Below are 15,000 nucleotides of genomic sequence, written 5' to 3'. Positions count from 1 at the left end.
TTATGGCGGACTTCCAGCGCAGCGCCCCAGATGCAAAAGGACACTTAAGAAAGGGCCCAGGGCTCTGGGTAAAGCTTAGGCTAGATCCATTTTTATTGATATTGATATTTGCCATTATGTCTTTTGGCTTATTAGTACTTTACTCTGGCTCTGGTGCGAGTGACGCTGCGGTGCAAAGACAATCAATACGCTATGGCGTAGCCTTGCTAGTGGTTATTTTCATCACGCAAATGAACCTACGTCATGCGCAACGCTGGATTCCTTTGGTATATATTGCTGGGCTTTTATTGCTGCTTGCTGTGCTCTTTTTTGGCGTGGGTGCTAAAGGTGCTCAGCGTTGGCTGGAGCTACCAGGCTTACCGCGATTTCAGCCATCAGAAATGATGAAGCTGGCTGTACCTCTTATGGTCTCATGGTATTTGGCTAGTAGGCCCAGACCCCCTTCGCTAGCACACGTATTTGTGGCTATATTATTAGTTGCGATACCTGTATTACTCATTGCAAAGCAACCTGATCTTGGCACTGCATTACTTGTGGGAAGCTCTGGTGTTTTTGTGATCTTCTTTGCGGGGTTATTGTGGCGTTATTTAATCGCTGCAATGGTAATAGGCGCTGCAGGTTTGCCCCTTTTATGGATGGGGATGCGCGAATACCAAAAACAGCGGGTGCTGACATTTTTAGACCCAGAAAGCGACCCTTTGGGTGCAGGTTGGAATATTATCCAGTCTAAAATTGCGATCGGTTCAGGTGGTATTAATGGGAAGGGATGGTTACAAGGTACGCAATCACACCTAGACTTTTTACCAGAGACCCATACTGACTTTATCGTTGCTGTACTTGCTGAAGAGTTTGGTTTAATGGGTGTTTGTTTATTACTTGCCCTCTATTTTCTAGTGTTACTTAGAGGTCTAGTGATCGCTGGATCTGCAGCGCATCCGTTTGATCGAATGTTAGCGGCAAGTTTAACCCTCACTTTCTTCGTATATGTAGTGGTTAATATCGGTATGGTTAGCGGTTTGTTACCCGTGGTTGGTGTCCCATTGCCTATGGTAAGCTATGGAGGTACATCGGCTGTCACTTTGATGGCAAGTTTGGGTTTATTAATGTCTATACATGCCCGCAGGCCTCAACGTACTTAGAGATAGCGCACTTAGATTAGCGGATATACTTAATGGGTAGGCGCTGTGTCACTCTGGTCATTAATTCATAACCTATAGTGCTTGAGTGTCTTGCAACTTCATTGATATTCAAATCTTTGCCCCATAAACATACCGGATCACCTATTTTAACCCCCGGAAGATCTGTCACATCTAAAGTAATCATGTCCATAGATACGCGGCCAACAAGGCTAGCACGCTGGCCGTTTACCAACACTGGTGTGCCAGAAGCAGCATTACGAGGGTAACCATCTCCATAGCCAATGGATACAGTGGCGATGACTGAAGTGCGCTTAGCGGTCCATGTTTGTGCATAACCCACTGTTTGTCCAGCCTCAATTTCACGCAAAGACGTTATGGCAGAATACATCCCCATAACGGGCTGTAAACCCTGACTTGAAGGGTGATCTGCATCTAGGGGTGAATTACCATAAAGCATGAACCCCGCTCGGTTCCAATCAGCGTGGGCTTTTGGCCACGCCATAATAGCGGGTGAGTTGGCCAAACTTAAAGGCGTATTAAAAGGCTCAACGGTGTCCATAAAAAGCTTTAGCTGATGCTTAGTGAAGTCGTTATTAATTTCATCAGCACTGGCAAAGTGAGTAGCAAATACGATGCCTTGGGCTACGTTATCACTTGCCCGTAACTGTTGATAATAGCGATCCACATTGCTTGGGCTTAAGCCTAAACGGTGCATGCCAGTATCTACTTTAATCCATACTGTAATAGGTTTGGCTAAATTGGCATTCAATATAGCACTAACTTGCGTAGGATCTTCTACCATGACCCAAAAACCTTGCTCAGCAGCAACAGCCACTTCGTCAGCGCTAAAGAGCCCCTCTAGTAATACGATGGGCTTATGGATGCCTGCTTTGCGCAATACTAAAGCTTCTTCAATACAGGCCACGCCAAATATAGGGGCATAGGGTTGTAAAGCCATAGCGCACTCTATTGCTCCATGACCGTATGCATTAGCTTTAACTACAGCCATAGTCTGTGAGTGAGGAGCTAGACTGCAGGCCCATTGATAATTATGAACCAATGCAGACAGGTCTACGGCCATATAACTTGGACGGGCCATGATGAAGTCTCTAGTAGTTAAATTTGCCAGCGCTGTATAGTTGAGCAGCTTTTTCCCATACAGGGCCAGGCTTACCATCACCTACCAATTGACCGTCAATTTGAGTCACTGGCGCAATTTCTTTACTAGAGCTGGAAATCCAAATTTCGTCAGCATCAAACACTTCTTCTCTTGTGACATTTCGTTCTTCTACAGCAATGCTGCCGTCTTCACGCAATACGCCTAAAGCAATCAGGCGAGTGATGCCTGGTAAAATTTGATTATCCAACACGGGTGTAATTACGGTGCCGTTTTTAACAATATATGCATTGCAGGCGCCGCATTCAGTTAGTTCACCTTGTTCATTAAATAACAAAACTTCGTCACTACCTTGGCTGTAGCCTTGCTGATAATGCATTACATTACCAAGCAAAGAAATGGATTTAATGTTGCACTTCTTCCAGCGATGATCTTGCATGGTGGTTACTTTGTAGGCATTAACTTTATCTCGCTGCGGAATAGGAGCAGCCGGAATAGCCGTAGGCATAGCAAAGACTGTAGGCGTTACACCTGCAGGGTAGGGGTGATGGCGCTTAGTGTCGGCACCACGGGTGACGTGTAAATATAGTCCAACTTGAGGATCAGGGTTGAGATTAATCAACTCCTGGCATAGGTCACGCCATTGATCATGGCTCCAGTTAAGCTGTATTTCTAATGCGGCCAAACCTTCGATCATACGGTCAATATGTGGCCCAAAACCCACCATTTTTCCACCATAAGAAGGAATCACTTCATAGATGCCATCACCAAACAAAAAGCCCCGATCCAAAGGTGAAATTTTAGCTTCTTCCATGGGTATAAAACTGCCATTAAGGTAAACAATGCTCATAACTTAATCTCTAATAATTTGACTAACCAGTTGACTGGCGCTGTCGGCTAATAATTGTGGTAATAAACGATCTTCATCTTGACGCCAACCACAACAAAATTTTAGTTTTGGAGGTGCTGGATCAACATTAAATGCGATAAGCCGTTCATTGTTTAACGCATCTTCTACAATAGGTTGAGGCAATAAAGCAATGCCGGCACCTTGTTCGGCCATAGCTAATAAGCCAGACACTGAATTGCTGGTATGAAATTTTGGCTTTTCTGCCACTTGGCTAAATAATTCTTGCAAGTGCTTTCCTGGGCCTGTGGCTGCTGGAAAGCTTAAAATAGGGCATCGACTTAAAGCGTTGATGTCCATACTACGGCTATTTTTGGCAAAGTGAGGGCTACCTACCCACACTTGTGGAAGCGAGCTTAGTGGCTGGGTGTTAACAGACACTGCTTGCCCTGTGTACACCATTAGCGCTAGGTCTAGTTGGTGTTCCTCTAGCTGCTTATATAGCGATAAAGACAAGTCTATAGTGAGTTCGAATTGGATTAATGGGTGCTGCTCACGCCACACCTTTAACAAATCTCTTAGCCATAAGTGCGCTACAGTGTCTGCAATGCCAATACGAAATACACCCTGTTGAGGGGCGTCATCTTGTAACTGAGCCTTCATTTCACTACTAATAGCCACTAAGCGTTCGGCAAAAGGTAGTAATTGCCTGCCCCGTGCAGTAAGTTTGGTGCCACTTTGATCTCGTTTAAATAGCTTAACCCCTAGCTCTTCTTCTAAAGTGGCAATGCGAGCAGAAATCGCAGGCTGAGACGCATGTAACTGAGACGCAGCACCGTGGAAACTACCTAAAGTAGCCACCTTAATAAAGCTGTTGAGGTTACGAAGACGCACACTGAGCTCCTATATTGATTTTTTTGACAAAATTAATCACAAAAACCAGTGATTTGGCGTAATTGGTTAATCACAGATTGGCCTTCGCTTACTGGCAAACCATCTTCTGTAAGTTGGTTTATACGCGTTACACCGTCTACGCTGCCAAGGTCTGATAAATACTGCAAAATAGACAAGGGCTCAATTTTAGCTAATAAATCGTGTCTATGCCATAGACCTAAAAAAGCAATCATGCCGTACGCGCCCCAGTTAGAAACATCTGCAATAATAAGCTCATCTGCCTGGGTTATAGCAGGCACGATATCCAGCTTTTCAAGTGCATGGATTACCTTTCCCATGCCTATTTCGTTGCCACCATCACCTACAGCGATAGTAGGGCATTTAGCCAAGTCCATATAGCTATCAAAACACGCAGTGCCTTGGCTGATACTCTCACCACGCATATTGTAATAGCCCCCATCTTGAGCTTGGCCTGGGCGTTCAATAGAAACAATCGCTTGTGGGTTTAGAAGCTCCAGAGCAGCTAAAGTCTGCGCTGCTATATTGTCTGAAATACCTAGTTCAATTTTATGTGTCCGATAGCGTGCGCTAAGAGCCCCCACAAGTGGTTCTCCACATACAATTATAGGCACAGCGCCTAGTTCTTCTAAGCACTGGTAAAGTGCGATAGCGCCCACAGGACCATCTGTTTCAAAGGTACCTACTACAGGAAATCCTGTGCCAATGAGCACTGTGCTTCCTGATGTGCCTTTTATACAAGTTTGTAAAATTTGTGCCGCTCTTAAGCAATAACCTGCATCTAAAGCAGGCTGCACTTGGGCCATGCCACGAGGATTTCGAGCGACTAAAGCATCTTCAATCTGTTGGCTAAGTTGTTGGTCATTAAGCATGGTTAATCCTTCAGGTGCAACAGTGGTGTATGGTTAAATTTAAGTTGGGCTAGGGTATTAATAGTATGGGCTTGGTACAAATCTACTTCTTCAAAATGTAGCGTATCTCCAGGCCTCAACTGAGCAAGAGAAGCCGTATCTCGGGCTAAAACTGCACCTATTTTAGGGTAGCCACCAATGGTTTGACGATCTTTAAGTAGAACAATAGGTTGCCCATCGGCAGGCACTTGAACTGCACCTAAGCAAATGCCTTCTGATAACATGTTTTGGGATGGGCAGGGCACAGCTGGCCCTTCAAGGCGCATCCCCATGCGGTCACTTCGATCTGTGACTGTATATTGTCCATGGAAAAAACGCGCTCGGGTAGCGGCATCAAACAGGTGATGTTGGTAACCAGGCAATAAGCGTAATACAGTGTTTCCATCACGCCTATTGGTGTTTTTTTGAGCATACAAAGGCCTGTGTTCTGGCGCTAGTGCTTGGCGTGGCAATTGCGTGATGCGCGAGCAAGGCAAGCAATCATTGGCTGCAAGTTTAGCACCTGCAATGCCTCCTACCTTTTCTCGAACCACTGTTGCGCTGCTGCCAAAGCTTGGATTGATATTAAATCCACCAGCTACACTGACATAGCTTCGACATCCATGGCTAGAATAGCCTAGTTTAATTTCGTCATCAGGTAAGATTTTATGACTCGTCCATAAAGCCTTTTCAACGCCATTAATAGTCAAATCTAGCTGGGCACCTGTCACGCATAAGTAACTACTGGTTTGGGCTAATAATTGTAAACCGCCAAAGCTTAATTCAATGGCACTGGCGTTTGGGACGTTATGCAAAATTCGATTAGCCCATAAAAAGGCTTCATTGTCTAACGGCCCTCCAGTAGTTAAGCCGATATCATGCTGGCCAAAACGGCCCAGATCTTGTATTGAACTAAGTAAACCAGGTTGAAGAACTTTATAGCTCATGTAACAAGCCTCCCATAGTGAGATACTGTTGCTCATCAATAGGCACAAACCGAACTCGATCACCCACTGTTACAGGCATGTGTGGCTGTGTTTGTGCATTAAACATTGGGGTAGGGCAAAGGCCAATAAGGTTCCATCCACCAGGAGAGCTTGCTGGATATACTGCAGTTTGGCGATCAGCAATAGCTACTGCGCCAGCTGGTACTTTAAGTCTTGGGGTGGCAAGCCTTGGCGCGGCTAAGCGTTCATCTACTTCACCTAAGTAAGCGAAACCTGGCGCAAAACCAATGGCATACACACGGTACTCTGTAGCGCTATGTATATCGATAATTTGCTCCACACTAAGCCCTGCATTTTGGGCTAACAAATTAAGCTCTGGGCCATATTTAGTACTATAAAACACAGGTATTTCAACCAGTTGGCCACCATTTTGACTAACCTGTTGTGGCGTATCCAATATCAATCTTAGGGCTGTCTTTGCCCATAAGTGGTCACACTGATGAGTGTCATAAATGACTAATAAAGACGCATAGGATGCCACTAAGTCGATAAGTTTGGTTCCAAAATGCTGCTTTACTTGGGCGCATGCACTGGCTATAGCGGCACTAACTTCAGGGCTAATTTGCAAGCTGTCAGGGTCGCCAAAATAGATGATGTAGCTATTTTCACTGGCTATTGCTATGTGTGTTCGATTGGTGCTCATAGTATGTGGCTATGCTTGATCAGTGGATGGATTTTCCATCAACTTACGGATAGATTCTATAGCCGCAATACCGGCATCATTATCGCCGTGTACGCAAAGACTATCGACTTGGAGTTTTAAGGCTGCCCCACTAGCTGTGGTAATGGTACCTGTTTGAGTGAGCTGTTGTACTTGCTTTAGCATGGCATCATGATCTAATACTGCGCCAGCTTTAGAGCGGGCCATTAGGCTGCCATCATCTTCGTAACAGCGATCTGCAAAGGCTTCAAAATAGAGTTCTAAATTGAGCTCTTGCGCTTGTTTTAGATGGTCTTTGGCATAAGCGTTGGCTTGCAGCATTAGTTTTAATGATGGAGCACTGTCTCCATTAAAAGATAGCCGCGTTGGATAGCTACTCACTGCTTGCATTACTGCGTCTCGCACCGATGATTTGCTCATCATGTCATTATAAAGGGCGCCGTGGGGCTTCACATAACTTAGCACTAAGCCTTGGCAAGCTGCCATGCCCTCTAACGCCGCAATTTGATAGTGCATAAACGCCACTATTTCTTGGGCTGAACAGTTCATAGACCTTCTACCAAAACCAACTAAATCTGGGTAAGCAGGGTGGGCTCCCACCATCACCCCATGTGTTTTTGCTAATGCCAATGTACGCTGCATTACCAATGGATCGCCGGCATGAAAACCACAGGCAATGTTAGCTTGGTCAATGTGTGGCATTGCTTTGGCATCTTGGCCCATAGTCCAAGAACCATAACTTTCCCCTAAATCGCAATTAAGTAGCATGTTATTTTCCTTGTTTAAAATATCGCCAGCTGGCTGTTGGGTAAGTCGGTAACCAACATACAGCCAGGTGCATGAGTAATACAAAATGATGGTTTAGCTCTTTCAACGGCTACTTGAGGTGTTACTCCACAAGCCCAAAACACAGGTATTTCACCGTCTTTAAGGGTGACTCGATCACCAAAATCAGGTTGGTTTAAATCTGTAATGCCAATGTCGCCAGGTGAGCCAAAATGCACTGGAGCGCCATGCACAGAAGGGAATCTGCTGCATATTTGAATCGCTCTTATAGCATCTGCAGGTTTGTATGGCCGCATGCTAACCACCATATTGCCCGCAAATGGCCCTGCTTTTTTACAGGCAATGTTAGTGCGATACATGGGAACATTTACACCTTCGGTAAGGTTACGAACCTCTAGCCCATCTGCTATTAGCGCTTCCTCAAAAGAGAAAGAACAACCAAGCACAAAGGCCACTAAATCATCACGCCAATGATCAAGAATGTTGCCCACTTGATGATCAGCTTTGCCATGATTGAAAAGCCTATATTGAGGAATATCGGTGCGCAGGTCGATGTCTTGACCTAAGCTTTTTAGACGAAAGTCTCCGGGCTTTTCAGACATGCCAATAATAGGGCATGGTTTTGGGTTGAGGTGGCAAAATTTTAAAAAATCATTGGCATAAGCTTCAGGTAAAATACACAGATTTCCCTGTACATAACCTGAGCACAAACCAGAGGTGTTACTGGTCATAGAGCCGCTACGGATCTGTTGTCTAAGCTGCAGTGGTGAAAGGGTCATAGAACGTCCGAAGGTCAGTAATTAATTTAATGAAATTATTGTGCATTTTGCAGGTCACAAGGGGGCGTGTCTAATTAATTCTATTACGACCATTGATAGACTTTTCTTATCAATTGGTAGGCGTATTAAAATTTATTCTTATATTTGATAGATTTTACAGTTGATAGGTTGATTAGGCACACACGAAAATATCCATGACAAAGTTAAAGTATCAATCTATGTCCCCCTTTATTGGTGCAAGACAGTTGGGTATTAAGTAGTAATTAGTTACACTTAAGGGACATATATAGGGAGATTGCTGTGAAAAAAATAACGCTAGGTTGCTTGTTGATTGGGCTTTTAACTACACAAGTATATGCCAGCTTTACTGCGCGAGATGACGTGTCTAAATGGTTAAATGATTCGGGTGATTTGGGTTTTACTCAAGATCAAGTCCTACAATACTTAGCTCAAACAAAAGCCAAGCCCAGTATTGTGCCAGTGCTGCGCAATGCGCCCGAAAATAAACTGAAATGGAGTGGATATCAAAAACGGCTAGTGAGCGCATCACGTATTAAATCAGGCAAGGCCTTTGTGCAAAAAAATGCTGCACAATTACAGCAGGTTGCCAAAGAGACTGGCGTAGATGCGGCTATTATTGCAGCTATTGCAGGAATAGAAAGTAATTACGGCGCTAACATGGGTAAGCACTTAGCTTTGAGGGTGTTGGCGACACTGTCTTTTGACTACCCTCGCAGGAGTCAGTTTTATCAGCGTCAGCTTGCTGAATTTTTTCGTCTTTGCTATAGCCAAGGTTTAGATCCTACACAAGTTAAAGGCTCTGCAGCCGGTGCAGTAGGAATGGGTCAGTTTATACCCACAAGCTACCGTGATTTCGCTGTCGATGGAGATAGTGATGGACGCATCGATTTATTTAATAGTGTAGATGATAACATCGCTAGTATTGCTCATTACCTTGCCCGCCACCGCTGGCAAGCAGGCAAGCCTTGGTTATTAACTGTTGACTCTTTAGTAGAGCCCGCTTGGGTGAGTAAGAAAGCCAAGCGCCAAGGTGTGCCTTTGTCACAGTGGGAAGCTCGGGGGATTGCTTTATCTTCATCAATTGACGCGGGCGAGTTTAATTTGTATGCCTTTTCAACTGAAAATGGCAATGAGTACCGTTTAGGTGGAGCTAACTTTTACGCGATAACACGTTATAATCATTCCCTTTGGTACGCTAGAGCAGTGGTAGAAATCGCTCAAGGCATCGCGCAAGAGTAAGATAGACTCAACTAAGCTTGAAACAAGGTTTTTAACATGCAATATGGATTACGTCTCATTTCAAGTGCTGTGCTGATGCTTGGTATTAGTGCATGCTCAAATACTAGCAAGCAGCCTACTGGAGCCTCTGGTTCTGTGAACATTTCGCAAGCGGCAGTGGTGGCAGCTGCAAAAGCTAAAACTGAAGCCCGCTACTCCATAAAACAAGACTTAGGACCTAAGCAGCACTTGGATATGAGCAATGCAGCCGATGCGATTCCTAAAGTTGAGGCTCATAGTCGTGGTGGCAATAAAAGCCGCTACGAAGTGTGGGGTAAAACCTACAGTGTTATGCCATCAAGTGTGGGCTTTAAAGAACGTGGTTTGGCTTCTTGGTATGGTCAAAAATTTCATGGTCATTTAACCTCAAACGGTGAAACCTATGACATGTACTCAATGAGTGCGGCCCATAAGTCTTTACCTTTGCCTACTTATGCCCGTATTACTAACCTTGATAATAATAAAATAGTGATTGTTAGAGTTAACGATCGTGGTCCTTTTCATGGTGATCGAGTGATTGACCTATCTTACGCGGCTGCTAGTAAATTAGATTACCGAAAAACAGGTGTGGCTAATGTATTGGTTGAGGCGATCGATGCAAGTCGTTGGAGCCCAGAGCTAGAAAAACGGATTAGAAAACAGCGCAAAGCAAATAGCTTTTCTGCTTCAAAAAAGACACTAACACCGTCAGCTGTTAAAGGCGCCAAGGCTAAAGCAACTCCTATTGCCCAGCCCACAGTTAAGCCTGGCACCTTAACGAAGAGATCATCAAGCAAGGAAATTCGCCAACAGTCTAAGCGTGTGCCTGGGTATTACGTGCAAGTTGCTGCAGTGTCTCGGATTGGAGGTGCTTTGTTGTTGCGCAATACCTTGGTGCAAGAGCTTAGGCGATCAAATGTATTTGTAGAACAGGCCAATGATCGACCAGATTTATTTAGGGTATTAATTGGCCCTATGACTGACAATGGCAGTGCTGCTGCGTTAATGCAGCAGCTTGTGACGCTCGGGCGCGGGCAAGGGCTAATGATTAGGCCCTAATGTGCTGATTCTATTATGGGTCTCATGGTACAATCAGATCGTTAAAAATTGCCAATGAAAACCGCAAGGTTTTATTGGATCAACAACTTAAGGTGTTTTGAGTATGGCAACTGCAGTGGCTTCGGCTAAATTATTATTTTGCTCTGTGAAACAGGCAATAAAACATGGTCTTAGCACTATGCCACTAGTTAAAGCTGCTGCAATGGCAATGTCTTTATTTGTATGTATGGGGTTGGCAAGCTCATCCTACGCAGCCCAAGCATTAGTGCCTCAACCGCCGCAATTAGCTGCTAAAGCTTACATATTGATTGATGCATTGACAGGCGAAGTCATTGTAGAAAATAATGCTGACCAATTGTTACCCCCTGCAAGTTTAACCAAGTTGATGACAGCTTATATTCTTGATTATGAAGTTGCTGCGGGTAATGTGTCTTTAGAAGATCAAGTGCGTATTAGTGAAAAGGCATGGCGTACTAAAGGCTCGCGCATGTTTATCCAAGAAGGTAAGTTTGTTAAGTTGGAAGACTTAATGCGAGGCATCATTATTCAATCGGGTAACGATGCTAGTGTGGCTGTGGCAGAGCATATTGCAGGCAGTGAAGAAGCCTTTGCCGATTTAATGAACCTACATGCTGTGCGTTTGGGTATGACCCAAACAAACTTTAAAAATGCCACAGGCCTGCCGGCCAATGGGCTTGAAACAACAGCAAGAGATTTAGCTATCTTAGCTAGAGCTATTATTCGTGACTACCCAGAACAGTACCAAGTTTATTCAGAAAAAGAATTTACCTTTAATAAAATCAGACAACCCAACCGTAATAAACTTTTGTGGCGCGACAGCACAGTGGACGGCCTTAAAACAGGCTATACCTCTGCTGCTGGATACTGTTTGGTAGCGTCGGCTAAAAAAGATGGTCAACGATTAATTTCTGTTGTGCTAGGCGCAGCCGGCACAGAGTCTCGTGCTCAAGAATCTCAAAAATTACTGACTTACGGCATGCGCTTTTTTGAAACGCATTTACTTTATGATGCTGGCGAAGTCATCACTCAAGCTAGAGTTTGGGGTGGTGTTGAAGATTATGTAGATTTAAAGCTTGAAGAAGATCTTGCTGTGACTATTCCTCGTGGTCAAGCTAAATACATTAAGGCCACTATTGATATTAATACCGAAATTGAGGCGCCTCTTTTAGCAGGTGACGTTTTAGGTAAGCTTGTCATTACCCTTGATGAAGAGACGATTATCAGCAGAGATTTGATTGCCAGCAAAGACCTTAGAGAAGGTGGGTTTATTAAAGGTATGGTAGATAGTATAACTCGACTCATTAGTGGCGAATGATGAAATTGAAGCAAGAAATACAAAAGCAAGAAGAGCCAAAGATTGAGTTTCCCTGTGCTAACTACAGTCTGAAAATCGTGGGTCTTAAAACCCCAGATTATAAAGACTGGGTAGTGCAGTGCGTAACAGAGCTAGCATCGGGCATAGACCTTAAAAAAGTGCAGGCTGTAGACAGTAAAAATGGAACATTCCAATCGGTCCGCTTGTCAGTGACTGCGCAAAGTGAAGAGCACTTGAAGCTAATACATCAAACCTTAATGAATAGTGGCAAGGTTAAGCTTGTCCTCTAGGGGAAGTAGTATTGGCGGCGTATTAATAAGGCGTTTAACGCCTCACGCCTACGGTATAAGTTGGCAAGCAATGCAAGACTTTACCAACCAACGTGATGCGAGTACTTTGGATGAAATATGGGTGCTAGAGCACCATAGAGTGTTTACCCAAGGTCAAGCTGGTAAGGCAGAACATCTATTGAATCAAGGCGATATCCCTTTGGTTCAATCGGATCGTGGCGGTCAAGTGACCTATCATGGGCCAGGGCAGTTGATGATCTACCTTATGCTAGATTTAAAACGCTTAAATATAGGTGTTAGAGCGTTGGTTACACACATGGAAGAGGCCCTAATAGACTGTTTGTCTGGTTATGGCATTAACGCTGCTACTAAGGCTGGCGCCCCTGGAGTGTATGTTGAGGGCTGTAAGATTGCGTCTTTGGGTTTGCGGGTCCGAAAGGGGTGCAGTTTTCACGGCTTAGCACTCAATGTAGACATGGATCTTAGCCCTTTTGAGCGGATTAACCCTTGCGGTTACGCAGGTTTAAAAATGGTTCAAATGAAAGATTTCCACGATGCAGCTGATGTGATTGAGTTAGACCTTGTGGCTAGTAATCTATGTAAAAAAATAATTCATCAATTGCAGTATACACAAGTTAATGAAACCCAAGACGCTTGGGTAAAACACCTTTGAATATAATCAACGAGCAATAGTTACCATGGCGACATCATACAAAGCTGAAGCAGGCGTTAAACTTCGTGGAGCGGAAAAAGTAGCCCGTATCCCAATAAAGGTGATACCTACAGATAAAATGCCTCGCAAACCTGATTGGTTGCGAATTAAGGTGCGTAGTTCGCCCGAAATTAATCGCATTAAATCTAAGCTACGAGAGCATAAGCTAGCTTCTGTTTGTGAAGAGGCAAATTGCCCCAACCTAGGTGAGTGCTTTAGTAATGGCACGGCCACCTTTATGATTATGGGTGAAATTTGTACACGCAGATGCCCATTTTGTGATGTGGCTCATGGACGCCCCAATCCACTGTCTGTAGATGAGCCTACAGAGTTGGCCACAGCGGTAGCTGACATGGCTCTTAAATATGTGGTGGTTACTTCTGTTGATCGTGATGATTTAAGAGATGGTGGAGCACAGCATTTTGCCGATTGTATCGCTGCCATCAACGAGCGCACTCCCTCAACTCAGGTTGAAGTGTTGGTGCCAGATTTTCGTGGCCGCATGGATATTGCTTTAGACATATTGGCCAAGACGCCGCCCCATGTGTTTAATCACAACTTGGAATCAATACCACGCTTGTACAAAAAGATCCGTCCAGGCTCTGACTACCAGTGGTCGTTAGATTTACTACAAAAATACAAGCAACAATGCCCAGATGTTTTAACCAAGTCTGGTTTGATGCTGGGCCTTGGAGAAACCAACGAAGAAGTATTGCAAGTGTTGCAAGATCTTCGTGACCATGGGGTCGACATGCTTACACTTGGGCAATATTTGCAGCCTAGTTTAAATCACTTGCCAGTAGATCGGTTTGTGCCTCCTGCAGAATTTGATGAATTAGGTGCAGCAGCTAAAGCTATGGGCTTTAAGCATGTGGCCAGTGGTCCGTTAGTTCGCTCCTCTTACCATGCAGATTTACAAGCTAAAGGTGAAAAAATCAGTTGAAATCTAACGTTAAAACCTTAGGTTTAGTGTTAGATTTTAACCAGTAATATCAAATAATAAAATTTAATAAGGTCTCATTATGGCGATCATCCATTGGTTAGGTGCTGGACTTTCTAGTGCTCCTGGTATCAAACGGCTCATTGGCAATGGCGCACAGTTATGGCTGTGGAACCGCACACTTAGTAAAGCTGAAGCGGTAATACAAGCAATGGATGGCCAATGTCAGGCACGCACATTGGATTGGCATGAACTTGCTCAAAATGTAAGTAAGGACGATGTATTAGTGTCTATGTTGCCCGGCTCGTTTCATGTTCAAGTGGCACAGCTGGCTTTGGATAACCAAGCTCATTTTGTATCCAGTAGCTATTTGTCTCCCCAGATGCACGACTTACACCAGCAAGCGTTAGATAAAGGCCTGTGTTTAGTGAATGAAGTGGGTTTAGATCCGGGTATAGATCATCTATTGGCTCATGCCTTGGTGGATGATTATCGTCAATCTACAGTTTATAACGACAATAATCATATTGAATTTAGATCTTTTTGTGGTGGTTTACCGGCACAAGAGAATGACTTCAAATATAAATTTTCTTGGTCTCCACTAGGTGTTCTTACCGCCCTTAGGTCTCCAGCACAGTGGCGTGAAAATGCGCAAGTTAAAACTAACAGTAAGCCTTGGCATGCAATGCGAGACTATACCGTTGCACTATCTAAAGAACATACAGCAACCTTTGAAGCGATTCCTAATCGTGATTCGTTACCATTTATCAGCCAGTATCACTTTGACCCCAAATGGACTGTCGATACTTTTATTAGGGGCTCTTTGCGTCTTACAGGTTGGTCTGCGGCATGGAAAGACATTTTTAGTTTAGTGGCCTCTGCCCAAGGCGAAACTGGCACTGCTCAATTGACTGCTAAATCTGATGAGCTTTGGCAAAAATATGCCTTTCAAGAGGGTGAGCAAGATCGGGTGGTTTTGCATGTTGAATTATTGGCTAAAGACCCAAAAACACAGCAGCCGGTTTGGCGTAAAAGCTATGCTATGGATGCTTTTGGTAATGATCAAGGCAGTGCAATGGCGCGCTTGGTATCAACCACGGTAAGCCTGGCTGTTGAAGCCGTATTAGAAGGCCATATTGGTGCAGGTGTTAGCGCTGCACCTGATGATGCTACCCTAGTGAGCCAGTGGTTAAAGTATTTAAACGACCACCACGACACCATTGAACACATGAACCACTTAGATTAAT

At 44.3% G+C, this 15,000-nt stretch carries 16 protein-coding genes; 8 read left to right on the top strand and 8 right to left on the bottom strand.

The features are described from left to right. Positions 1 to 2 precede the first annotated feature (2 nt). Complete coding sequence (rodA, locus tag ABXT42_RS08745; protein ID WP_443627767.1) at positions 3 to 1,139, top strand: rod shape-determining protein RodA; 1,137 nt, start codon at positions 3 to 5, stop codon at positions 1,137 to 1,139. 16 nt (positions 1,140 to 1,155) lie between these two features. Here rodA and alr read toward each other — a convergent pair whose 3' ends face one another. The 8 genes from alr to ABXT42_RS08705 are packed head-to-tail and all read right to left on the bottom strand — an operon-like array spanning position 1,156 to position 8,138. Further along, positions 1,156 to 2,238 carry an alanine racemase gene (alr, locus tag ABXT42_RS08740; protein WP_443627766.1) on the bottom strand — a complete coding sequence of 361 codons (1,083 nt, stop codon included), beginning with the start codon at positions 2,236 to 2,238 and terminating at the stop codon, positions 1,156 to 1,158. Positions 2,239 to 2,248: 10 nt separating this feature from the next. Then, positions 2,249 to 3,106 carry a D-amino acid aminotransferase gene (locus tag ABXT42_RS08735; protein ID WP_443627765.1) on the bottom strand — a complete coding sequence of 286 codons (858 nt, stop codon included), beginning with the start codon at positions 3,104 to 3,106 and terminating at the stop codon, positions 2,249 to 2,251. Between the two features lie 3 nt (positions 3,107 to 3,109). Beyond that, the gene (locus ABXT42_RS08730; RefSeq protein WP_443627764.1) at positions 3,110 to 3,997 is read right to left on the bottom strand and encodes a LysR family transcriptional regulator; all 888 of its coding nucleotides are present in this window, start codon (positions 3,995 to 3,997) and stop codon (positions 3,110 to 3,112) included. Between the two features lie 32 nt (positions 3,998 to 4,029). Beyond that, positions 4,030 to 4,887, bottom strand: a complete 858-nt coding sequence (locus ABXT42_RS08725; RefSeq protein WP_443627763.1) for a DUF4392 domain-containing protein — start codon at positions 4,885 to 4,887, stop codon at positions 4,030 to 4,032. A gap of 2 nt (positions 4,888 to 4,889) precedes the next feature. Further along, positions 4,890 to 5,852 (bottom strand): biotin-dependent carboxyltransferase family protein, encoded by a 963-nt coding sequence (locus ABXT42_RS08720; RefSeq protein ID WP_443627762.1) that lies wholly within the window; start codon positions 5,850 to 5,852, stop codon positions 4,890 to 4,892. Beyond that, positions 5,842 to 6,555: a 5-oxoprolinase subunit PxpB gene (gene pxpB, locus ABXT42_RS08715; RefSeq protein ID WP_443627761.1), complete on the bottom strand. Its 714-nt coding sequence runs from the start codon at positions 6,553 to 6,555 to the stop codon at positions 5,842 to 5,844. Before pxpB ends, ABXT42_RS08720 begins: the two co-directional genes overlap by 11 nt. 9 nt (positions 6,556 to 6,564) lie before the next feature. Beyond that, positions 6,565 to 7,341 carry a 5-oxoprolinase subunit PxpA gene (locus ABXT42_RS08710; protein WP_443627760.1) on the bottom strand — a complete coding sequence of 259 codons (777 nt, stop codon included), beginning with the start codon at positions 7,339 to 7,341 and terminating at the stop codon, positions 6,565 to 6,567. Between the two features lie 14 nt (positions 7,342 to 7,355). Next, positions 7,356 to 8,138 carry a putative hydro-lyase gene (locus ABXT42_RS08705; protein ID WP_443627759.1) on the bottom strand — a complete coding sequence of 261 codons (783 nt, stop codon included), beginning with the start codon at positions 8,136 to 8,138 and terminating at the stop codon, positions 7,356 to 7,358. A 300-nt stretch (positions 8,139 to 8,438) separates the two neighbouring features. Between ABXT42_RS08705 and mltB the strand changes: the two genes are divergently transcribed. The 7 genes from mltB (at position 8,439) to ABXT42_RS08670 (ending at position 14,999) form a co-directional block, all read left to right on the top strand. Continuing rightward, entirely contained in the window at positions 8,439 to 9,398 is a 960-nt protein-coding gene (gene mltB, locus ABXT42_RS08700; protein WP_443627758.1) for a lytic murein transglycosylase B, read from the top strand. Positions 9,399 to 9,434: 36 nt separating this feature from the next. Beyond that, on the top strand, positions 9,435 to 10,475 hold the full coding sequence (locus ABXT42_RS08695; protein WP_443627757.1) for a septal ring lytic transglycosylase RlpA family protein: 1,041 nt from the start codon (positions 9,435 to 9,437) through the stop codon (positions 10,473 to 10,475). A 202-nt stretch (positions 10,476 to 10,677) separates the two neighbouring features. After that, positions 10,678 to 11,811 (top strand): D-alanyl-D-alanine carboxypeptidase family protein, encoded by a 1,134-nt coding sequence (locus ABXT42_RS08690; RefSeq protein ID WP_443629467.1) that lies wholly within the window; start codon positions 10,678 to 10,680, stop codon positions 11,809 to 11,811. Beyond that, complete coding sequence (locus ABXT42_RS08685) at positions 11,808 to 12,101, top strand: HP0495 family protein (protein ID WP_443627756.1); 294 nt, start codon at positions 11,808 to 11,810, stop codon at positions 12,099 to 12,101. The genes ABXT42_RS08690 and ABXT42_RS08685 overlap by 4 nt, the downstream gene beginning before the upstream one ends. A 70-nt stretch (positions 12,102 to 12,171) precedes the next feature. After that, positions 12,172 to 12,774: a lipoyl(octanoyl) transferase LipB gene (gene lipB, locus ABXT42_RS08680; RefSeq protein WP_443629466.1), complete on the top strand. Its 603-nt coding sequence runs from the start codon at positions 12,172 to 12,174 to the stop codon at positions 12,772 to 12,774. A gap of 25 nt (positions 12,775 to 12,799) precedes the next feature. Beyond that, positions 12,800 to 13,756, top strand: a complete 957-nt coding sequence (lipA, locus tag ABXT42_RS08675) for a lipoyl synthase (RefSeq protein WP_443627755.1) — start codon at positions 12,800 to 12,802, stop codon at positions 13,754 to 13,756. A 79-nt stretch (positions 13,757 to 13,835) separates the two neighbouring features. Next, entirely contained in the window at positions 13,836 to 14,999 is a 1,164-nt protein-coding gene (locus ABXT42_RS08670; RefSeq protein ID WP_443627754.1) for a saccharopine dehydrogenase family protein, read from the top strand. Position 15,000 lies beyond the last annotated feature (1 nt).

Origin of the sequence: Candidatus Njordibacter sp. Uisw_002 (genome assembly GCF_047730155.1) — a bacterium.
Lineage (GTDB): Bacteria > Pseudomonadota > Gammaproteobacteria > Pseudomonadales > Balneatricaceae > Njordibacter.
The sequence above is the reverse complement of the archived record's forward strand: the minus strand, read 5'-3'. Positions and strand labels throughout refer to the sequence as shown.